This is a genomic window from Enterobacter cloacae complex sp. 382A5 (assembly GCF_050031095.1).
GTDB lineage: Bacteria > Pseudomonadota > Gammaproteobacteria > Enterobacterales > Enterobacteriaceae > Enterobacter > Enterobacter cloacae.
The window spans coordinates 3,562,842-3,583,682 of sequence record NZ_JBLGVK010000001.1 but is presented as its reverse complement, the minus strand read 5'-3'; the positions used below and the strand labels follow the sequence as shown (position 1 = coordinate 3,583,682).

General features: G+C 55.6%; 22 protein-coding genes. 5 read left to right on the top strand and 17 right to left on the bottom strand.

Annotation, left to right across the window (positions count from 1 at the left end; genetic code table 11):
* Positions 1 to 123 precede the first annotated feature (123 nt).
* Together luxS and ACQG2G_RS16820 are read left to right on the top strand one after the other, a co-directional pair.
* Positions 124 to 639 (top strand): S-ribosylhomocysteine lyase, encoded by a 516-nt coding sequence (luxS, locus tag ACQG2G_RS16825; RefSeq protein WP_013098432.1) that lies wholly within the window; start codon positions 124 to 126, stop codon positions 637 to 639.
* A 53-nt stretch (positions 640 to 692) separates the two neighbouring features.
* Positions 693 to 1,466 (top strand): AraC family transcriptional regulator, encoded by a 774-nt coding sequence (locus ACQG2G_RS16820; protein WP_094084772.1) that lies wholly within the window; start codon positions 693 to 695, stop codon positions 1,464 to 1,466.
* Here ACQG2G_RS16820 and leuA read toward each other — a convergent pair.
* The 13 genes from leuA to ACQG2G_RS16755 form a co-directional block, all read right to left on the bottom strand.
* On the bottom strand, positions 1,444 to 3,099 hold the full coding sequence (gene leuA / locus ACQG2G_RS16815) for a 2-isopropylmalate synthase (protein WP_348595938.1): 1,656 nt from the start codon (positions 3,097 to 3,099) through the stop codon (positions 1,444 to 1,446). The two genes, ACQG2G_RS16820 and leuA, sit on opposite strands and share 23 nt — an antisense overlap.
* 166 nt (positions 3,100 to 3,265) lie before the next feature.
* The gene (gene emrB / locus ACQG2G_RS16810; protein WP_013098429.1) at positions 3,266 to 4,813 is read right to left on the bottom strand and encodes a multidrug efflux MFS transporter permease subunit EmrB; all 1,548 of its coding nucleotides are present in this window, start codon (positions 4,811 to 4,813) and stop codon (positions 3,266 to 3,268) included.
* A 16-nt stretch (positions 4,814 to 4,829) separates the two neighbouring features.
* Complete coding sequence (gene emrA, locus ACQG2G_RS16805) at positions 4,830 to 6,002, bottom strand: multidrug efflux MFS transporter periplasmic adaptor subunit EmrA (protein ID WP_013098428.1); 1,173 nt, start codon at positions 6,000 to 6,002, stop codon at positions 4,830 to 4,832.
* A gap of 129 nt (positions 6,003 to 6,131) precedes the next feature.
* Entirely contained in the window at positions 6,132 to 6,662 is a 531-nt protein-coding gene (gene mprA, locus ACQG2G_RS16800; protein ID WP_013098427.1) for a transcriptional repressor MprA, read from the bottom strand.
* Positions 6,663 to 6,976: 314 nt separating this feature from the next.
* Positions 6,977 to 8,161: an MFS transporter gene (locus ACQG2G_RS16795; RefSeq protein WP_013098426.1), complete on the bottom strand. Its 1,185-nt coding sequence runs from the start codon at positions 8,159 to 8,161 to the stop codon at positions 6,977 to 6,979.
* 624 nt (positions 8,162 to 8,785) lie between these two features.
* A complete protein-coding gene (gene proX / locus ACQG2G_RS16790; RefSeq protein WP_013098425.1) occupies positions 8,786 to 9,781 on the bottom strand; it encodes a glycine betaine/L-proline ABC transporter substrate-binding protein ProX in 996 nt (331 codons plus the stop codon).
* A gap of 9 nt (positions 9,782 to 9,790) precedes the next feature.
* Complete coding sequence (proW, locus tag ACQG2G_RS16785) at positions 9,791 to 10,855, bottom strand: glycine betaine/L-proline ABC transporter permease ProW (protein ID WP_013098424.1); 1,065 nt, start codon at positions 10,853 to 10,855, stop codon at positions 9,791 to 9,793.
* A complete protein-coding gene (proV, locus tag ACQG2G_RS16780) occupies positions 10,848 to 12,050 on the bottom strand; it encodes a glycine betaine/L-proline ABC transporter ATP-binding protein ProV (RefSeq protein WP_013098423.1) in 1,203 nt (400 codons plus the stop codon). Before proV ends, proW begins: the two co-directional genes overlap by 8 nt.
* A gap of 333 nt (positions 12,051 to 12,383) precedes the next feature.
* Positions 12,384 to 13,343, bottom strand: coding sequence for a class 1b ribonucleoside-diphosphate reductase subunit beta (nrdF, locus tag ACQG2G_RS16775; RefSeq protein WP_020684925.1), 960 nt, complete (start codon positions 13,341 to 13,343; stop codon positions 12,384 to 12,386).
* A gap of 9 nt (positions 13,344 to 13,352) precedes the next feature.
* Positions 13,353 to 15,497: a class 1b ribonucleoside-diphosphate reductase subunit alpha gene (gene nrdE / locus ACQG2G_RS16770; RefSeq protein ID WP_248766604.1), complete on the bottom strand. Its 2,145-nt coding sequence runs from the start codon at positions 15,495 to 15,497 to the stop codon at positions 13,353 to 13,355.
* Positions 15,470 to 15,880 (bottom strand): class Ib ribonucleoside-diphosphate reductase assembly flavoprotein NrdI, encoded by a 411-nt coding sequence (nrdI, locus tag ACQG2G_RS16765; RefSeq protein WP_029883717.1) that lies wholly within the window; start codon positions 15,878 to 15,880, stop codon positions 15,470 to 15,472. The genes nrdE and nrdI overlap by 28 nt, the downstream gene beginning before the upstream one ends.
* A complete protein-coding gene (gene nrdH, locus ACQG2G_RS16760; protein WP_013098419.1) occupies positions 15,877 to 16,116 on the bottom strand; it encodes a glutaredoxin-like protein NrdH in 240 nt (79 codons plus the stop codon). Before nrdH ends, nrdI begins: the two co-directional genes overlap by 4 nt.
* A 243-nt stretch (positions 16,117 to 16,359) precedes the next feature.
* Positions 16,360 to 16,686, bottom strand: a complete 327-nt coding sequence (locus tag ACQG2G_RS16755) for a DUF883 domain-containing protein (RefSeq protein WP_029883716.1) — start codon at positions 16,684 to 16,686, stop codon at positions 16,360 to 16,362.
* A 160-nt stretch (positions 16,687 to 16,846) separates the two neighbouring features.
* Here ACQG2G_RS16755 and ACQG2G_RS16750 point away from each other — a divergent pair, with 160 nt between their 5' ends.
* Positions 16,847 to 17,191, top strand: coding sequence for a DUF2002 family protein (locus ACQG2G_RS16750; RefSeq protein WP_013098417.1), 345 nt, complete (start codon positions 16,847 to 16,849; stop codon positions 17,189 to 17,191).
* A gap of 32 nt (positions 17,192 to 17,223) precedes the next feature.
* On the opposite strand, the gene alaE is transcribed toward ACQG2G_RS16750, so the two are convergent.
* Positions 17,224 to 17,673, bottom strand: coding sequence for an L-alanine exporter AlaE (gene alaE, locus ACQG2G_RS16745; RefSeq protein WP_013098416.1), 450 nt, complete (start codon positions 17,671 to 17,673; stop codon positions 17,224 to 17,226).
* A 479-nt stretch (positions 17,674 to 18,152) separates the two neighbouring features.
* On the opposite strand from alaE, the gene stpA reads away from it, so the two are divergent.
* On the top strand, positions 18,153 to 18,557 hold the full coding sequence (gene stpA, locus ACQG2G_RS16740; protein WP_013098413.1) for a DNA-binding protein StpA: 405 nt from the start codon (positions 18,153 to 18,155) through the stop codon (positions 18,555 to 18,557).
* 38 nt (positions 18,558 to 18,595) lie between these two features.
* Here stpA and ACQG2G_RS16735 read toward each other — a convergent pair whose 3' ends face one another.
* Together ACQG2G_RS16735 and ACQG2G_RS16730 are read right to left on the bottom strand one after the other, a co-directional pair.
* Positions 18,596 to 18,775: a hypothetical protein gene (locus ACQG2G_RS16735; protein ID WP_023621597.1), complete on the bottom strand. Its 180-nt coding sequence runs from the start codon at positions 18,773 to 18,775 to the stop codon at positions 18,596 to 18,598.
* Between the two features lie 79 nt (positions 18,776 to 18,854).
* Positions 18,855 to 19,376 carry a rhodanese family protein gene (locus tag ACQG2G_RS16730; RefSeq protein ID WP_057072122.1) on the bottom strand — a complete coding sequence of 174 codons (522 nt, stop codon included), beginning with the start codon at positions 19,374 to 19,376 and terminating at the stop codon, positions 18,855 to 18,857.
* A gap of 178 nt (positions 19,377 to 19,554) precedes the next feature.
* Between ACQG2G_RS16730 and ACQG2G_RS16725 the strand changes: the two genes are divergently transcribed.
* Positions 19,555 to 19,737, top strand: coding sequence for a YqaE/Pmp3 family membrane protein (locus tag ACQG2G_RS16725; RefSeq protein ID WP_236275356.1), 183 nt, complete (start codon positions 19,555 to 19,557; stop codon positions 19,735 to 19,737).
* Here the strand turns inward: ACQG2G_RS16725 and ACQG2G_RS16720 are convergent.
* The gene (locus ACQG2G_RS16720) at positions 19,710 to 20,639 is read right to left on the bottom strand and encodes a LysR substrate-binding domain-containing protein (protein ID WP_236275359.1); all 930 of its coding nucleotides are present in this window, start codon (positions 20,637 to 20,639) and stop codon (positions 19,710 to 19,712) included. The genes ACQG2G_RS16725 and ACQG2G_RS16720 overlap by 28 nt on opposite strands.
* Positions 20,640 to 20,841: the final 202 nt, after the last annotated feature.

Here is a 20,841-nt window from a genome sequence, read left to right as displayed (position 1 = left end):
CCAAAATATACATCTCTGAATTCAGGGATGATGATAACAAATGCGCGTCTTTCATATACTCAGACGTGCATTCTGTAGAAGAGTTCAGTTTATTTTAAAAAAAATCACTATCGGAGGTGACGTATGCCGTTATTAGATAGCTTTACTGTCGACCATACCCGTATGGAAGCACCTGCAGTCCGCGTGGCGAAGACCATGAACACCCCGCACGGCGACACGATCACCGTTTTCGATCTGCGCTTCTGCGTGCCGAATAAAGAAGTGATGCCGGAGAAAGGCATTCATACGCTGGAACACCTGTTTGCTGGTTTTATGCGTGACCACCTGAACGGTAACGGCGTGGAGATTATCGATATTTCTCCGATGGGCTGCCGTACCGGTTTTTACATGAGCCTGATCGGCCAGCCTGAAGAGAAGCGTGTTGCTGATGCCTGGAAAGCGGCCATGCAGGACGTGCTGAAGGTAAAAGAGCAGAACCAGATCCCCGAGCTGAACGTCTACCAGTGCGGCACATACCAGATGCACTCTCTGGAAGAAGCCCAGGAGATCGCGCGTCACATCATCGAGCGTGATGTTCGCGTCAACAGCAACGAAGAGCTGGCCCTGCCAAAAGAAAAACTGCAGGAACTGCACATCTAGTGCACCTTTTCCCTCTCCCACCGGGAGAGGGTAGGGTGAGGGTTGTTTAACCCATGACCACAACGTCTACCTTCTCCTTTACCCATCGTCCCCTCGTTCCGTTTGCCCATGATTACGTTCATGGTGACAGCGAGCCGTGGCACCAGCACGACTGTGCCCAGCTGCTGCACACCCTGAGCGGGGTGGTAAGAGTGGATACCGCATCGGGCTGTTGGGTTGTTCCGCCGGGCCGTGGCGTCTGGCTGCCAGCAGGAACGCAACACTCGCTTCGCATCACCGGCAACGTGGCGGCGCGTACGCTGTTTATCGATCCGCTGGCGCGGGCCGATCTCCCTGCAACCTGCCAGATCGTGCAGATCTCGTCGCTGTTACGCGAACTGATCCTCGCTTCCCTGCTGCTTGATGAGTCTTACTCGCCGGGGAGCCGAGACGAGCGGGTGTATGAGCTGATTCTGGATGAGATCCGTTTGATGCCAGTGCTGCCGTTTCATCTGCCGGAGCCGGAAAGCGAGCCGTTACGCCAGCTTTGCCAGCGGATCCGCCAGGCACCCGGTGAAAGCTGGAGCAGTACTGAGGCGGCGAGCTCCGCAGGCATGAGCGAGCGCACACTGAACCGTCATTTTCAACAGCAGACCGGTTTACGCTACGCGGAGTGGTTGAGAAGGGCGCGCCTGCTGGAGGCGTTGCAACGGCTGGCTCAGGGGCAGCCCGTGCTACGCGTAGCGCTGGATCTGGGCTACGGTAGCCACAGCGCCTTTACCGCGATGTTTCGCCGGGTGATGGGGACATCACCCAGCGATTACTTCAAAGACAGCTCACCGCATTAAACAGCGCCTGGAGCGAGGCGCGCGCCACGTCACTGTCAATGCCCACTCCCCAACGGCTGCTGCCGTCCTGGAACAGGCAGCGGATGTAAGCCACCGAGCGGCTGTCGCTGCGCTCCCCCAGCGTATGTTCGTGGTAGTCTTTAATCACAAACGGGGTGTTGAGCCAGCGGCTTAACCCACTGGCGGCCGCGGATAACAGCCCGTTGCCCTGGCCTTCAAGCTGGCGCGTTGCGCCCTGCGTCACGACGCTTGCCGTCAAACGTAACTGACCGTCCTGCTGACTGTCGCTGCGATAAGATTGCAGGGCAAAGTGTGGCTCTGCGACCAGCCCGTAGCGGCTGCGAAACAGTTGCCACAGGGCGTGCTGCGTCATCTCTTTACCATGGCGATCGGTCTCCTGCTGCACATGCTGGCTAAAATCCTGCTGCAACGCGCGGGGCAACTTCAGACCATGATTCTGCTCGATGAGCCAGGCGCTGCCGCTTTTCCCGGACTGGCTGTTAACCCTGATCACCGCTTCATATGTGCAGCCAATATCCTGCGGATCGACGGGCAGGTACGGCATCTCCCAGCGCTCGCCCGGTTTGCGGGCATCAAAGCCTTTTTTGATGGCGTCCTGATGCGAGCCCGAGAAGGCGGTATAGGCCAGCCGTCCCGCCCACGGATGGCGCGGGTGCACCGGAAGCTGGTTGCAGGCTTCCACCACTTCTACCACCCGGTTCATATCGCTAAAGTTGAGATTCGGGCTGATCCCCTGACTGTAGAGATTCATCGCCAGCGTTACCAGGCAGACGTTACCCGTGCGTTCGCCGTTGCCAAACAGACAGCCTTCCACCCGGTCCGCACCCGCCATCACCGCCAGCTCCGCGCTGGCCACGCCGGTACCGCGGTCATTATGCGGATGAACGCTGATGCAAACATCGGCGCGACGGCTAAAGTGGCGGCAGAAATACTCGATCTGATCGGCATACACGTTCGGCGTGCTGACCTCCACGGTGGCCGGTAAGTTGATCACCATGGGCCGTTCGGCGCAGGGCTGCCAGATCTCCGCCACCGCTTCACAAATCTCCAGCGCAAACTCCGGCTCGGTAAAGCAGAAGGTCTCCGGGGAGTATTCGTACTGCCAGCGCGTCTCCGGGTTCTCTTCGCACAGCGTGCGGATAAGCCGCGTGGAGCGTGTTGCCAGCTCAACGATTTGCGCTTTCTCCAGGCCGAACCCCAGGCGGCGAAACAGCGGGGCGGTGGCGTTATACAGATGGACGGTGGCCTGTTTCGCGCCACGTAACGATTCAAAGGTGCGGACGATCAGGTCTTCCCGTGCCTGGGTTAATACCTGAATTGTGACGTCATCCGGGATGCGATTCTCTTCAATCAACTGGCGAACAAAGTTGAAATCCGTCTGCGAGGCAGAAGGAAAGGCAACTTCAATCTCTTTAAACCCGCAGCTTAACAGCAGATCCCAGAACTGCAGCTTGCGCGTGCTGTCCATGGGTTCGGCCAGGGCCTGGTTACCATCGCGTAAATCGGTTGAGAGCCAGCGCGGGGCATGGGTGATGCGTTGCTCAGGCCAGCGACGGTCGGGAAGAGAAATAACGGGATAAGGCTGGTACTTGTCGGCGGGTGTGTTCAGCATGATGCGCTCCTGTTGTCTTTTCACTATCGTGAATGGATTTCAGGAGCGCTGCTTTATCGGATGTGACAATTGCTGTCGCGTTTTGGACAACAGCGCGGGTTATGCCGGATGTGCACATATCCTAGGCCCGGTAAGCGAAGCGCCACCGGGCATTTCACGCAGAGGACTAGTGCGCGCCACCCCCTCCACCGCCGGCACCAAACGGCGGTCTGGCAAACCACACCAGCCCCAGCAGGACGATGAAGATCCCCGCGGATATCCAGAAAATCTCGTTAGCCGAGATAATCAGCCCCTGGTTGGTGATCTGCTGGGCAATCCAGCCGGACGCCTGCTGTTCCGTCATGCCCATCCCCTGAAGCTGGCTATACATCTGCTGCGCATTCGGGTTGTACGGATTTACCGCTTCGGTCAGCTGCGCATGGTGCATCGATTCCCGGTTTGTCCACAGCGTGGTGGTGATCGATGTCCCGATGGAGCCCGCTAATGTACGGGTAAAGTTCGACAGGCTCGACGCGGCCGCCAGACGCTCAGGCGGTAAGCCAGACAGCGTGATGGTGGTCAGCGGCATAAAGAAGCACGCTACCGCGAAGCCCTGAATAAACTGCGGCCACGCAGAGGCGCCAAAGTCCATCCCCGGTTCAAAGGTATACGCACGCCAGTAGAAGCACACCGCATACATAATGAAGCTGAAGGTCACCAGCCTGCGCATGTCGAGCTTATGGGCAAAGCGGCCAATGATTGGCGACAGCAGCACCGGGATCACCCCAACAGGCGCAGAGGCCAGACCCGCCCAGGTCGCGGTATAGCCATACACCTCCTGCAGCAGCTGCGGCAGCAGAACAATCGCGCCGAAGTAGAGCATATAGGCGAGGCTGATACACAGACAGCCGATGGTGAAATTTCGCGACTTAAACAGCGAGAGATCGACTATCGGGTTGTCGTCCGTCAGCTCCCAGACAATCAGGAAGCTCAGCGACACCACCGCGACAATGGTGAGGATGATGATCTCCTGCGAGTTGAACCAGTCCAGCTCCTTACCCCGGTCGAGCATGATCTGCAGACTGCCGATACCGAGGATCAGCAGCGCCAGACCAATGCTGTCGATTCGCCGCTGTTCGGTACGGGTCTCACGACCGCGCAGGGATTGCAGCGTCATCAGAACCACAACCGCTCCAATCGGAACGTTAATGAAGAAGATCCAGCCCCAGTGGTAGTTATCGCTGATGTACCCGCCGAGAATCGGCCCGCAGATAGGCGCGACGATCACGGTCATTGACCACAGCGCCAGCGCGACGGAGCGTTTTGCAGGCGGGTAGTTACTCAGCAGCAAACTTTGCGAAAGGGGGATCAGCGGCCCGGCGACAATCCCCTGGATGACGCGGAAGAAAATCAGCATCGTCAGGCTGCTGGACATCCCGCACGCCCAGGAGGCCAGCACAAACGCCACCGTTGACCACAGGAACAACTTCACCTCACCGACGCGCTTCGCCAGCCAGCCGGTAATCGGAATGGAAATGGCGTTTGCCACCCCGAACGAGGTAATGACCCAGGTTCCCTGGCTCAATGACGAGCCAAGGTTCCCGGCGATCGTCGGGATTGCCACGTTTGCGATGGTGGAGTCCAGCACCTGCATGAATGTCGCCAGCGACAGCGCAATGGTCATAATGACCAGCTGCGCGCCTTCCAGCGGTTTTTGCGGCTTTTGCTGTTGCATAACGCTCACCTTCGGATTAACCGGCGTTTGCCTTCACGATGTCATCGATCAGCTTGTTGACCGGATCGAGGCTAATTTCACGGGCGTTACTTTCATAAGCCGGGGTGCTGCGTACCTGGCTTGCCAGAATCTGGCCGTCGCGGTTAGCGGTATCCACCGTTACCAGCGTGGAGAGGCCAATACGCAGCGGATGGTCTGCCAGCTGTTTAGGATCAAGCTCGATACGCACAGGCAGACGCTGCACCACTTTGATCCAGTTACCGGTGGCGTTTTGCGCAGGCAGCAGCGAGAAGGCGCTGCCGGTACCCATATCCAGACCCACTACTTTACCGGTGTACTTCACGTCGTCGCCGTAAATGTCGCTGATAACAGTTGCGGTCTGGCCGATACGCATATGGGCAAGCTGCGTCTCTTTAAAGTTCGCATCAACCCACAGATTGTCCGCCGGCACGACCGCCATCAGCGGCGTGGTTGGGCTGATCTGCGCGCCTGGCTGTACGGAACGACGGGAGACGTAGCCGGTCATCGGGCTGACGATTTTGGTACGCTGCAGGGCAAGCCATGCGTTACGCACTTCGGTCGCCGCCTGTTGTACCGCAGGCTGGTTTTCAAGGCTGGTACCGAGAATCATCGCCTGGTTAGCGTTGTACTGCTGAATAGCCACATCCAGCTGCGCCTGGGCGCTGGCAACGGCATCGCGGGCGTGCTGCAGCTCTTCACGGCCAATCAGATTGGCGGTACCGAGCGGCACGCGACGGTTCAGGTCGCTCTGCGCCTGGGCGAGTGCGGTTTTCTGCACGTCGATGTTGGCCTGCAGCTGCTTACTGTTGATCATCAGCTGACGGGTCTGACGCACGCTGGAGGCCAGCGCGGTCTGTGCTTTTTCAAACGCCTGTTGAGCGTCGGTCGGATCCAGCGTGACCAGCACATCCCCTTTTTGCACAAAGTCGGTATTGTCAGCCCAGACTTTCGTCACGCTGCCCGACACCTGCGCCATAATTTGTACCTGATTCCCTGCCACGTATGCGTCGTCTGTCTCTTCTGCATGACGCAATACTAAAAACCAATAGATCCCATATGCCACGGCAATAATGATAAAGAGCAAGGTCAACAGAAGAAGGGCGCTCTTACGTTTGCCTTTCTTGTTGGCCGGTTGCTGCGGGGTTGTGTTCTCCGCATTTGCGCTCATTGTTGTTCTCCACGATCTTCTTATTTTCACATCGGCTGAGCCGACCTGTTGTCAGAAAGGCCAGCAGTGTCACGTGCTGGCCTGTCAGTTTTCTTTTTTTAAATCTGGATGTTCGAGCGTGTCGTCGCGTTAGCGCAGCGCCTCAAGGATGGCGCCATCTTCATCCATCTGATCCAGACGGGTGAGCAGCTTGCGAGTGATGTGCTCAAGCTGGTCGCGCTCGCTTGTGCTGAGAACAGACCAGAGTTTGTGCAGGCAGTTGTGCTGAGGTGGCAGCACCTCACGCAGGAATTGGTGACCTTTGTCGGTCAGTTGCAGATGCAGGCAACGGCGGTCGTTATCGCTTTCACGGCGTTCAATCCAGCCGCGCTTTTCCAGCTCATCAGCGATACGGGTGGCGTTCGTACGGGACGAACCCAGCGCGCAGCTCAGCTCAGACGGCTGAATACTGTGGTTTTCCTGAGACTCCAGCGTAATCAACGCCATAAATAACGTCTCGTTAATCCCCTGAGCTTTCAGCATCTTATTACGATTATCCAGCAGTTTCCCCTGCATGTGCATGCACAGGCGGGTCAGCAGGATTTCCTGATACGGAAAGTCCTCATGACGACTGGCGCGGAATTTAAGCATTTGTTCAATGGGCGTAAACGAACTATCCATTTGGGCATAACCTCATTAATTACAGCCGATATAGTAACGACAGTGACAAATAATGTAAATGAATTATTTGTGCGGTTAAATCCGCCAAACTAATGTCACTATCAGAAAGCGCCGGGTAAGTCCGTGACCCGGTGAGCACAGAAAGAGAGAGGGATGAACCCGCTGAAGAGAGGATGTGAGGACAGGGGTCTGAACTATTCATGCCGTTTGAAAATATGTCACCCACATTAAAATTTCTGGGATAAATGATTACGTTTACATTAACAGAGTGAGGGGCCCCTTTACACCCTAAGAGGCCCAAAGCTATGTAAAACTTAGTGAATGGCTTCCTGACGATGGTATCCACGCCACCATACTACCAGGTTTAGCGCGGCGACAACGGCCCCTGTCGCGCACACGCCTGTCCACCCGCCATGCTGCCACGCCGAGGCGGAAATTAACGAGCCTGCAGCACCGCCGATGAAGTAGCTGGTCATGTACCCGGCAGTAAGACGGTTTCGCGCGTCTGGCTTCACGCGGTAAATCACGGTCTGGTTAGTGATATGCACGCCCTGTACGGTGAGGTCGAGCACCAGAATGCCGACGATCAGCGCCAGCACGGAGGTATGACCGTACCAGATGGCCGCCCAGGAGAGCAGAAGCAGCACCAGTCCCGCGCTGGTGGTCATGTGAGATTTGCCCTTATCGGCCAGCCCGCCTGCCGGACGCGCGCCGAGCGCCCCCGCCGCACCGGCCAGACCAAACAGACCAATCACCCCTTCGGAATAGTTAAATGGCGGTGCGGCCAGCAGAAAGGCCATCGACGTCCATAGGATGCTGAAGTTGGCGAAGGTGAAACATCCCAGCAGCGCGCGGGTGCGCAGGAGTTTATCCCGGGTAAAGAGGCTGAACACGGAGGCCAGAAGCTGAGGATAGTTCAGGTGATTTTCCTGCTTCACCTTCGGCAAGCCGCGCCAGAGCGCGAGCGCCATCACCACCATCAGCACGCTTGCCACCCAGTAGACGGTACGCCAGCCGCCAAGGCTGGCCAGCAGACCTGCTACGGTACGTGCCAGCAGTATCCCCAGCAGCAGGCCGCTCATGATAGTGCCCACCACTTTGCCGCGCTTTTCCGGTGCGGCGAGGGTGGCGGCCAGTGGAACCAGAATTTGCGCCACCACGGAGAACAGACCCGTCAGCGCGGTGCCGATAATCATCATTGTTAAAGAGTGGCTGCTGGCGGTGATCAGCATGCCGCCTGCGGCCAGCAGGGTCATGGAGACAATCAGCATCCGGCGCTCAAACATGTCGCCGAGCGGCACCAGGAACAGCAACCCGGCGGCATAGCCGAGCTGCGCGGCGGTGACAATAAAGCCTGCCGAGCTGGCAGAAAGGTTAAACGCCCGGGCGATGGTATCGAGCAGAGGTTGAGCGTAGTAGTTACTGGCGACCGCCAGACCCGTTGCCACGGACATTAAAAGAATAAGCGCGGGGCTAAGCCCCTGAGATGTTTTTGTCATGGGTTTCAGAAATCATTAGTTAAGTGATTATTTTTCCGGAAACAATAATAACCAATGATTGTGAAGGATGGGGGATTGTTGGGTGATGGATTGTGCGGTTTAGGGGATGGTGCGGTCTGGTGCCCTCACCCAAACCCTCTCCCACAGGGCTGAGGGTTCCCCATAAAATAATGCCTGCACGGAGGACCCCCTCTCCCTTGAGGGAGAGGGCTGGGGTGAGGGGGAACATATGGCTGTAGAGGTCATTCCGTTCACTTTATGTTCCTTGCTACTCTGTAACGGCATGACTTGTGAACGTGCCAGGGCGGCTCAATCGCCACCGCCCTGGCGACCCGGGCTCCCGGCGGTAAATCGCCGCTTCGCGGTGCCCTCGGCTTATTCCTTCCGGCTTATCGGGGGCGGGCGGATGTAACGTCCCTGTAAAGCCGCCCTCTCGGCGCATCCATGCGCCTCGCCCCGGCCTGCAGGAAACGCCTCAGCGATTTACAGCCGGACCAGGGCGTCGCTGTAAGTCCTTCATTTTCCTGAAGCAACATTCATCGCTTTCGGTAAAAAATTACTGGGGATCCCTCAACCCACAGGGAGAGGGAACGATTAAGAGAGCCGGGATGAGGGAAAATTACTTTACTTCTGCGCCTCAAGCGCTTCCTTCACCCAGCCATCAAACTGCTGCTGGTGGGCTTTAATCCAGCCGTCAACGTGGCCCTTCACATCCGCCTCAGACGATTTGCCCGCGTGCATCATCGCATTCTGGGCGTTGATGTCCGCCAGCGGCAGCTTCATTACCGAGAACAGTTTGGCCGCGGCCGGGTTTTTCTCCGCCCAGGCTTTGTTGGCGACGATATGCATCGTATTCACCGGGAAGCCATAGTTCATGCCGTTCGGCAGTTTGGTGTCGATATCTTTCTGCTCGCCCGGCAGGGAGGAGAACGGCACCTGCAGCCACACCACATCTTTACCCGGCTTCAGCACGTCGCTCACCCAGTACGGGGTCCAGGTGTAATAAATCACCGGTTTACCCTCTTTAAAGCGGGCGATGGTGTCGGCCATCATCGCTGAGTAGTTGCCGTGGCTCACGTCGACGGTTTTCGCCAGACCGTACGCTTTGTTCTGGTGGTTAATCACCGCTTCACAACCCCAGCCCGGCGAGCAGCCCATCATATCGGCTTTGCCGTCGCCGTTAGTGTCGAACAGTTTGGCGATCTTCGGATCTTTGAGCTGCTCAATATTGGTGATGTGGTACTGGTCGGCGGTTTTCTTGTCGATCAAATAACCCTGCGCCGCACCGGTCACGAAGGTGCCTTCACGGTAGAACTTCTTATCACCGCCAGCCGCGGCGTACATATCGTCGTGCAGCGGCTGCCAGTTGACGGCAGTGAAGGTCGCATCACCGGAGGCAATCGAGGTGTAGCCGACGTTGTAATCCACTTCGCTCGGCGTATTGACCGTATAACCCAGCTTCTCCAGCGCGCGGCTGACGATAAGCGTCTGGAAGCTCTCTTCCGAAATGGTGCTCTGCACCGGCTGCACGGTAATGCCTTTACCCGGCAGGTCCGCGGCGAATGCGCTGGTGGAGACAAGGGTGGCAAACGCTGTGGCAAAAAGTACCTTATGTCGCATCGTTGTTCCTTATTTTCTGAATGGGCGGGTGAGTAACCCGACAGGGCCGGTGGTATACCAGCGACGGTTGCCGCGACTGCGTGAATCACGACCGACAGCCTGGGTCAGGCGGTCAAGGATAATGGCGAGGATCACAATGCCCACGCCGCCGACGGTCGCCAGCCCCATATCGAGGCGGCCAATACCGCGCAGTACCATTTGACCCAGCCCGCCAACGGCAATCATCGAGGCGATCACCACCATCGAGAGCGCTAGCATCAGCGTCTGGTTAACCCCCGCCATGATGGTAGGCATTGCCAGCGGGAGCTGAACTTTAAACAGCATCTGCCGCGGGCTGGCACCGAACGAACGGGAGGCCTCAATCAGATCCGCAGGCACCTGGTTAATCCCGAGTATTGTCAGACGAATAATCGGCGGCAGAGCGAAGATAATGGTCACCACCACGCCCGGCACGTTGCCGATACCGAACAGCATCACGATGGGCACCAGATAAACGAACGCTGGCGTGGTTTGCATCGCATCCAGCAGCGGACGAACGATCTTCGCCGCCCGTGGACTGCGCGCCAGCCAGATCCCCGTAGGCAAACCAATGACAATGCAGAAGAGCAGGGCGGTCAGCACCAGCGCCAGGGTGATCATCGCCTGCGACCACGCGCCAATGGCACCAATCGCAATCAACGAGATCAGCGTGGCGATCCCCATGCCTGCGCTACCAAACTGCCAGGCGATCAGCGAGAACAGCACAATCGCCACCGGCGCGGGCATGCCCAGCATCAGCTGCTGGAAGCCGTTGAGGATGTAATCCACCGGAACGCGGATCCCCTGGAAGACGGGACGGAAATGGGTAACCACCCAGTCGATCCCCTCCGTTACCCAGCTGTCCAGGGGGATCAGCGTTTTGTGGAACGGATCCATAATATTGAAATGTTCTGGTGCCGGTGCTGGCGCATTATTGAGCCAGTCTGCCGCGCCACCGCCATCGGCCGGTGCTGGCGTGGAACCCCACGCATCGGCAGATTGCGCAGCGCTGTCTGCTGCCTCTGTGGTGCCCCACGGGTTAGATTGATCAGCCATGGTTTGCCCCCTCGCGATCTAAAGCCTGCAGCAACATCCGTTTTGAGATGATGCCGACGTACTGTTGTTCTTCTCCAATAACCGGCACGGCACAGGGTGCCTGGCCGACGTGAGAGAGCAACTCGCTGAGCGGCGTTTCGGCATCCACGGCGAGCGGAGCGTCAATTAACGCCGCATCAATTCCCTGGTTTTCGCTGAGCGCGGTTTTGAGAGAATCGATGGAGACAACGCCGACAAATTTATTGCCGCGTTCAACCAGATAACCGTATTCACGGTCTTCGTCCTGCAGAAGCTTAAGGGCAGAGCGCGGACCGAAACCTGGCGTTTTACGAATAATGCCGTTCGGGGTACGACGGGCAATATCTTTGGCGCTAAACACCTGGCTAATATCCACGCCGCGGAAGAAGGTCCGCACATAATCATTTGCCGGATTATTCAGAATTTCATCCGGTGTACCGACCTGCACCACTTCGCCATTTTGCATAATGGCAATGCGGTCGCCAATACGCATGGCTTCATCGAGATCGTGAGAAATAAAGACAATGGTGCGCTGGTGTCTGGCCTGTAATTTTACCAGCTCATCCTGCATCTCGGTGCGAATTAAGGGATCAAGCGCCGAGAAGGCTTCATCCATTAATAAAATATCGGGATTAATGGCTAATGCGCGGGCTAAACCTACACGCTGACGCATGCCGCCGGAAAGCTCATCCGGATACGCATGGGCATAATTTTCCAGCCCCACCTGGCGCAATGCATCAAGTGCTTTTTCCTGACGTTCACTGGCGGCAACGCCCGCTAATTCCATACCAAAGGCGGTATTATCCAGTACCGTCATATGCGGCATCAGGGCGAACGACTGGAAGACCATCGCAATCTTTTTTCTGCGCACCTCGCGAAGTTCGGCATCTGATATTTGGGCAATGTCTACACCATCAATCAGGACCTGCCCACGGGTGGGTTCAATCAGGCGATTGAGAAGGCGAACCATAGTGGATTTACCCGAACCGGATAACCCCATGATGACAAAAATCTCGCCTTCTTCAATGGCCAGACTGGCGTCTTTAACGCCAAGCGATAGCCCGGTTTTTTCCAGAATTTGCTCTTTCGAAAGGCCTTTTTCAATATATTTGAATGCGCGCTGCGGATGCTCGCCAAATATTTTATAAAGATTCTTCACTTCTAATTTAATTGCCATGCAATAGAGAGTGTCCTGTTATTTGTTTATGTCGATATGATTACCATGGTAAATTGTTAACGGGCATAACCCTAACATACTCAGATTCTGAGGCAACCCTGGGTTTGCTTATGGGTTGAATTTTGCAGTAAGCGAAACGGCTGAATTTCCCATGAGTAAAGGGCTGAGCGCGATCTGAATTTTTGTGAATTTTTTGCTGCGCCATCGGGAGAATTCGCCTGGATCGGAGTGATTCAGGCGAATATGTCGTGGAGATGACAGTGTAGCTGAAGGTGAAATATCCGGAAGGAAATTGGAATATTTATATTTAATTAATGAACGTTAAGGCGCTCATTAAAAATCCCAGTCCTCATCTTCTGTTTCCACCGCTTTGCCCATCACATACGATGAGCCGGACCCGGAAAAGAAGTCGTGGTTTTCATCAGCGTTGGGGGAGAGCGCCGCCAGAATTGCCGGGTTCACGTCGGCCATTTCCGGCGGGAACAACGCTTCGTAGCCGAGGTTCATCAGCGCCTTATTGGCGTTGTAACAGAGGAAGGCTTTTACCTCCTCTTCCCAGCCGGTTCCGGCGTAGAGCTCTTCGGTATAGCTCAGTTCGTTATCATAGAGATCCATCAGCAAATCAAGGGCAAATCCTTTTAGCTCCTCGCGTCTGGCATCACTGACTTTCTCCAGCCCTTTCTGGTACTTATAGCCGATGTAATACCCGTGCACCGCTTCATCCCGGATGATGAGGCGAATGAGATCGGCGGTGTTGGTGAGTTTGCCGCGGCTCGACCAGTACATCGGCAGCCAGAAGCCGGAGTAGAAGAGGAATGATTCCAGAAACACGCTGGCGATTTTCTTCTTCAGCGGCTCATCGGCCTGATAATAATCCAGCACCAGGTTGGCCTTGCGCTGCAGTGACTCGCTCTCTTCACTCCAGCTGTAGGCCGCATCCACATCTTTGGTCTGGCACAGCGTCGAGAAGATCGAGCTGTAAGAGCGGGCGTGCACCGCTTCCATAAAGCTGATGTTCGACATCACCGCCTCTTCGTGCGGCGTCAGCGCATCGGCCATCAGCGCGGGGGCGCCAACGGTATTCTGGATGGTGTCCAGCAGCGTCAGACCGGTAAAGACGCGAATTGTCAGCTGCTGCTCGGCATGACTCAGGGTTTGCCAGGCCGGAATATCGTTAGAAAGCGGCACTTTTTCCGGCAGCCAGAAGTTGCTGGTCAGGCGGTTCCACACCTCCAGGTCCTTATCATCCTGAATGTGGTTCCAGTTAATCGCACTCACGCGTGACAGTTTCATCCTTTCTCCTTACAGCGCGCAGGACACGCAGCCTTCGATTTCGGTGCCTTCCAGCGCAAGCTGGCGCAGGCGAATGTAATAGAGCGTTTTAATGCCTTTCTTCCAGGCATAAATCTGTGCTTTGTTGATATCCCGCGTGGTGGCCGTGTCCGGGAAGAAGAGCGTCAGCGACAGGCCCTGATCCACGTGTCGGGTTGCTTCGGCGTAGGTATCGATGATTTTTTCCGGGCCAATTTCATACGCGTCCTGATACAGCGCCAGGTTCTCATTGGTCATAAACGGGGCGGGGTAGTAAACGCGCCCGGTTTTGCCCTCCTTGCGGATCTCAATTTTCGACACAATCGGGTGAATGCTCGACGTGGCGTGATTGATATAGGAGATAGAGCCGGTGGGCGGCACCGCCTGCAGGTTCTGGTTATAGATGCCGTGACGCATAACATCGTCACGCAGCTGCTGCCACATTTCGCGCGTGGGCAGAACGATCCCGGCGCGGGCAAACAACGCGCGCACTTTCTCCGTTTTCGGCTGCCAGTCGCCCTCCAGGTACTGACTGAAATATTCCCCGCTGGCATAGCGCGACTGCTCAAAGCCCGCGAAGCGCTGGTTGCGCTCGCGCGCCAGCATCATTGAGGTGTGCAGCGCATGCCAGGTGATGGTGTAAAAATAGAGGTTGGTGAAATCCAGCCCTTCCGGGCTGCCGTAGGCGATGCCTTCCCGCGCCAGATAGCCGTGCAGGTTCATCTGCCCCAGACCAATGGCGTGCGACGCGGCGTTGCCTGCCTCAATGGACGGCACGCTGCGGATATGACTCATGTCTGATACTGCCGTCAGGCCGCGAACCGCCGTGTCGACCGTACGGCCAAAATCGGGTGAATCCATGGTGTGGGCAATATTCAGCGACCCGAGGTTGCAGGAGATATCTTTGCCGATGTCGGCGTAGTTCAGATTCTCGTCATAAGTGGACGCGCTGTTGACCTGCAAAATCTCCGAACAGAGGTTGCTCATGTTGATGCGCCCGGCAATCGGGTTCGCACGGTTTACCGTGTCTTCATACATGATATACGGGTAGCCGGACTCAAACTGAATTTCGGCAAGCCGCTGGAAGAAATCGCGGGCGTTGATGTATTTTTTGCGAATGCGATCGTCGGCAACCAGTTCGTCGTAAAGCTCGCTTATCGCCACGTCGCCAAACGCTTTGCCGTAAATTCGCTCGATGTCATACGGCGAGAACAGCGCCATGTCGGCATTCTCTTTGGCGAGCTTAAAGGTGATATCCGGGATCACCACGCCAAGCGACAGGGTTTTGATACGGATTTTTTCGTCGGCGTTTTCGCGTTTGGTATCCAGAAAACGCAGAATGTCCGGGTGGTGGGCGTGCAGGTAGACCGCCCCGGCCCCCTGACGCGCGCCAAGCTGGTTGGCGTAGGAGAAGGCATCTTCCAGCATCTTCATCACCGGGATCACGCCGGATGACTGGTTCTCAATGCGCTTAATTGGCGCACCCGCTTCACGCAGGTTAGACAGTAAAAACGCCACGCCGCCGCCGCGTTTGGACAGCTGCAGCGCCGAATTTACCGCGCGGCCAATCGACTCCATATTGTCTTCTATGCGCAGCAGGAAACAGGAGACCAGCTCGCCTCGCTGGGCCTTGCCGCAGTTAAGGAAGGTCGGGGTGGCCGGCTGGAAGCGTCCGGAGAGGATCTCTTCCATCAGCTGTTCAGCCAGGGCTTCATCGCCCTGGGCCAGGGTCAGTGCCACCATCACTACGCGATCCTCAAAGCTTTCAAGATAGCGTTTGCCGTCAAAGGTTTTCAGGGTGTAGCTGGTGTAATACTTCCAGGCGCCCAGAAACGTCTGGAACCGAAAACCGCTGGCGTGGGCCCGCTCAAATAACCTGACCACAAAGGCGCGGTCGTAACGGGAGAGCACGCGTTCTTCGTAATACCCTTCGTTGACCAGGTAGTCGAGACGCTCATCCTGGCTGGCGAACGTCACGCTGTTTGGACGGACGTGGGCGGCAAAAAAGGCGTCCACGGCGTCATGATCTTTACCAAACTGGATGCGCCCCTCGCGATCGTAGAGGTTAAGCATCGCGTTTAAGGCGTGGTAGTCCGGTGTCGCCTGCATTACGCGTTCTGCGGTTGTCGTTGCCAAAATTCGTTCACTCCTTTACGCACGTTCTCTACGTCCTGCTGTGTCCCCATCAGTTCAAAGCGATAGAGATACGGCACGCCGCATTTTTGAGAGATGACATCCCCGGCGCGACCAAAGGCGTCGCCGAAATTACGATTGCCCGCCGCAATCACGCCGCGAATAAGCGCGCGGTTATGGGGATCGTTGAGAAAGCGGATCACCTGACGCGGTACCGCACCTGCCGTACCGCCGCCGCCATAGCTGGGAACCACCAGAATGTAAGGGTCGTCTACCTGAATACGCTCCCGCTCGTTGAGCGGAATGCGCACCGCAGGCAGCCCGACGCGCTCAATAAAGCGGAGCGTGTTTTCCGAGCTGCTGGAGAAGTAAACCAGCCCACTCATGCCCTTGCGGCCTGCGCGGCGAGGCGGTTAATCATGTCCGGGCGAAAGCCAGACCAGCTGGTTTCCCCGGCCACCACCACTGGCAACTGGCGAAATCCCTGGGCACGAAGTGTATCGGCAGCCTCGGGCACCAGATCGATATTCACCATCTCAAAGTCCACCCCGCGGCTTTCCATAGCGCGTTTGGTCGCGTGGCACTGAACACAATCGTTACGAGTGTAAATAATAATGCTCATGATTCGTATTTCCATTTAAAATGAGAGAACGGCGCGAAGCATCGCGTCAGGTTGTGTGTGTCTTGCTAAAGGGAATACTAGATGTAGTTGTGCTAAGTTTCAACCATACAAGATATGGGAAATTCAGATTGATGGCGCCCCAATGATGAGCACAGCGGGGCAGGGCAGGCTGCACGGGTTTTTCAGGCTTTCAGACAAAGAAAAGCCCCGGCGCCAGAGGCAACCGGGGCTGATAACGCGTGCTTACTTACGCAGGCTAAGCAGGGCGCCAACAAAAATACCCACCGCCGCGACCGTACCCAGGGTACACAGCGGTTTTTCACGAACGAAGGTGGTGGCGCAACTTGCCATGTCGCAGGCAGCCTGGGTGGCACGAGAGCGGCCATGCATCCGGGCGCGTGTTTCACGCAGCAGAGACTGAGCCTTACGTTTTGCGGCCTCCGCATCGTCCTTCGCATCGGAGCCCCAGGATTTCAGCACCTCCTCCAGCGTGTCCGCTAATCTGCTGACATCATTACGAATATCCTGAGCGTCGTCGTTAATATCGTTTTGGTTCGGTCTGTTAAACATACGATCCTCCATAATTTTGTCTTCCGGTTTAGTTTAGTTCAGAAATTTAATATCTGAAGCGAGTCACGACTCATCAGGCCGTTTATGGAATATTCTGAAAGCCCTGCTAATGCTGAATACTGTAAGGTTGCCGGGCAGGAAAAGATAACGAGGAAAAGATATGTATTTACGACCGGATGAGGTGGCGCGCGTTCTTGAAAAAGCGGGATTCACCATGGATGAAGTGACGCCAAAAGCGTATGGCTATCGCCGTGGCGAGAATTATGTTTACGTGAATCGTGAAGCCAGAATGGGGCGTACCGCTCTTATTATTCACCCGACGCTGAAAGACAGAAGTCTGTCATTTGCTGAGCCTGCCTCGGATATTAAAACCTGCGATCACTACCAGCAATTTCCGCTCTATTTAGGCGGCGAGACGCACGAGCATTATGGTATTCCGCATGGTTTTAGCTCGCGTATGGCGCTGGAGCGGTTTCTGAAGGGACTGTTTGGCGACGCACAATAATACTGCGACTGGCATACGCCAGTCGCTTCATATCAGGCTTTTGCCTGGCTGTACTGGCTGACCCTGAACAGGCGACGACAGTAGTCGAGGAAATAGCCATACACCGCGCCCATCAACATCGAAATCACGATATTTGAGCTCACCGCTGCGGCAATCTGATGCCAGTCTGCCCCCACCGTCAACAGGATCGCCACATACACCGGCGACTGAAACGTCACATAGGCCAGCACATCTGCCAGGTTTTTCATCCAGCCAGACGGGCTGATGCGGCGGGCGAAGCGCATTACGGCATCACGGTATAAGCCGTAAGGCCAGGCGATAATAATGTTCACCGGGATCGCTACCAGACGCGAAGAAAGTGACTGCTCGAAGGTCATTCCGGAGAGGAATATTTCAATCAGCATGTTCACGACGGAACAGTAGACAACCATCGCGAAAGTATCCGCTACCGCGTGGCGCAGGCGAGATTGCGGTGAGAACATGGCTGAGCTCCTTGAGACGCACAAAAGTAATGATCTTAGTGATTTGGGTTGGTTTGGTTGACGCGTATAGCGTATCCTTCTGGCTTTAAACTAACAACTAGTGTTAAATTTTTATTTATTCGCATTTTTTCCACAAAATCCTCTAAAGGTGATGGTTTTTTGCTCGCTTCGTTATTTTGTTTCTCGTCCTGTTTTTTGATGCGCAAAATCAACAAGTTGCTTGCGATGCGTGGGCGGTGATCGTGCGACACGCAGCGCGCAGCGTACCCTCCTGTGATTTGCCTTAAAACCGACCGTTTATGTTGTTATGAATGTTTATTAAAAGCAGCGCGACAACGCGATATCCGGATAATATAAGCTGTGTCTTTAAAAATATTTACAATAATGACAAAAAGCGTCGATGGGTGGATATTATGTTTGAAATGAATTATTCTTCGCTTTGATTTTACGACTCACCACAAAAAAGGTTTTCAAATAATATGTCTTTGACGTTACAGAATCTTAATAATATCCGAACTCTGCGCGCCATGGCGCGTGAATTATCCCTGGACGTTCTTGAGGAAATGCTGGAAAAAGTCAGGGTCGTTGCTGAAGAGAAACGTAGTGAGCAGGCGGAATTAGAGCAACAGCGCGCTGAGCAGCAGGAAAAAATTAATGCTCTGCTGGAACGGATGAAAGCCGATGGTATTTCACCGTCCGATCTGCTGGGTGTAGAGCTGGCGCATGCGGGTAAATCGGCGAAAAAACGTAAGCCGCGTGAAGCAAAATATCGCTTTATTGACCAGAACGGTGAAGAGAAAACGTGGACCGGTCAGGGCCGCACGCCGAAGCCTATTGCCAATGCGCTGGAAAACGGCAAATCACTGGATGATTTTCTGATCTAATGCGTGAGCCGGGCGGAAGACTCCGCCCGGTTGTCTGTTTAGCAGACGCCAAAATCACCGTCTTCGGTGTACAGCGCAACATCCGCTGCTTTCAGGGTATATTTCTCGCCCTGCTCATTGCTGGCCTGAACGGCCACAATGCTATCCCCATTCACTTCGAGCACTTTCAGTTTCGGGCCGCCCTGACGCGGTTGCACATAATCACCGACAGAAAACATAGAACCTCCTCATCGTTTTAGCGATCTTCACTGTAGCCCACGTCACACGCCGGGTACAGCAGGGTTCATCGATTACTGCTTATGAGGTATGTCTGTTCCACGGCATCACCTTGAGCAGTCTTGCCATGCCGCAAAATCCGGTCAGGCCAGCAAACAGAAGCCCGGCCCCGACAAAACCGCTCAGCAGGAAGAAGCCGCTGGAGAGCGTATAGCCCAGCACCACGCCGCACAGAATCAGCAGCCCGGCAGCAATCTGCACCTGACGCATCAGCGGCAGCGGCTGGGATTTATCTTCTACGGTCGGCAGTCCGGCCTGTTTCCAGCCCTGAATACCGCCCTCGACCACGAAGGCCTGAGCTGGCGACGCCGCCTGGGCAAGACGTGCGGCGTTGTTGGATGTTCTGGCCCCGGACTGGCAGTGAAAAATCACCGTTTCACCCGCCCCGGCGTTCAGTGCGCCGGGTAAGGTGTCCAGCGGCACGGACTGTGCGGCGGGAATATGCTCGCGGGCATATTCGTCAGGATCGCGAATATCAATCAGCTTTGCGCCGTCATCAATAAGCGCGTTTGCCTGCTGTGGCGTAATCAGAGGAAGAGACATGGTGTTTCCTTACGATCGTGTTTTATGTAGTAGAGCATTTAAAGAAGGATTTAAGCCAGTGTAAAGAGGGTAAAGGCAGGTAAAAGCGCGCCAGCCGAATGGCAGTTACCCGTAAACTGGCTACGCTTAGAGATGTCTCTTTTATAATTTTCAATTGGTTAGCTTGCACGGAGTCTTTATGGGTTTTTGGCGTGTTGTTTTTACGATTATTCTCCCGCCGCTGGGCGTACTGCTTGGCAAGGGACTGGGCTGGGCGTTTATCCTGAATATCCTTCTGACCATACTGGGCTACTTCCCTGGACTTATCCACGCGTTTTGGGTTCAGACGAGAAACTATGTGCGCCACAGTAAGTCGCTGTAGATCCCGGTCAGTACGCCCTGTGGGCCGAACTGCTGTTTGATCCAGCGCGTAACCTGGCCGGTCGCCGCATGCTGCGTGGCAAGCAGCATGCGCGAATCCTGACGCGGGTTATTGATGCGTCGTGTCACCAGCAGCCCGTCCGCTATGGCCTCCCGGGCCATGTATTCCGGTAAAAAACCGATCCCTTCCCCCAGAATCTGACACTGGCATTTGGTGTTAAAATCCGGCACCAGAATCGCCTCCTGCCCGTGCAGCAGCCAGCCGACCTTCTTATTAATGGTGTGCGCGGTGTCCTCCACCATGATATTCGGGTAGAGGCGCAGCTGGCTTTCCGCGATCGGTTCCGGGACAAACGCCAGCGGGTGTTCCGGCGCGATGGCGAATACCCAGCGGATAGCGCCAATCTCCGTGTAATCAATGCCGCCGCCGTCAAGAAGCGTATCCGGCGCGCCAATCGCGATATTGGCCTGGTTATTGATGATTGAGTCCCAGACGCCGTTATAGACCTCCGTGGTGACGGTGATCTGGCAGGTGGGAAACTGCTTTTTCAGCACCTGCAGCAGCCGCGCGGTATGACGTGGGGTATACAAAAGCTGATTGATGCAGATGCGTACCCGCGCCTCGATGCCCTGAGAGATGGTGTCTATCCCTCGCCTGATGGCATAGAAATCGTTCAGCAGATCGGTAGCCTTGCGGTAAAAGTAAAAGCCGGACTCGGTCAGCTCGATGCTGCGGGTGTTACGCACAAACAGCACCACGTCCAGCCCGGTCTCCATACGTTTGATGGTGTAACTGATGGCCGACGTGGTCACACCCAGCTCGGCGGCGGCTTTGCTGAAACTGCCAAAACGCGCCGCCGTGGTGAAGGCCAGCAGATTCTCTTCAGTAAAGATGGAATTCATATTACGGCTCCGGGTTACCATCAGTTTTGAACATATTTTAACAGCGGCGCAACAACGCATTTGACGGCGGTCACAGTTCTGATGTTTAGCTACAGGCCTTGTTATGCAAGGCTTCTTTGGTCATAAGCAAAATGCCGTGAATGGCCTGAAAAAACGCTTACCCATAAGAAAAAGGTTGCACAGACGCACGTTTTGGCTGAAC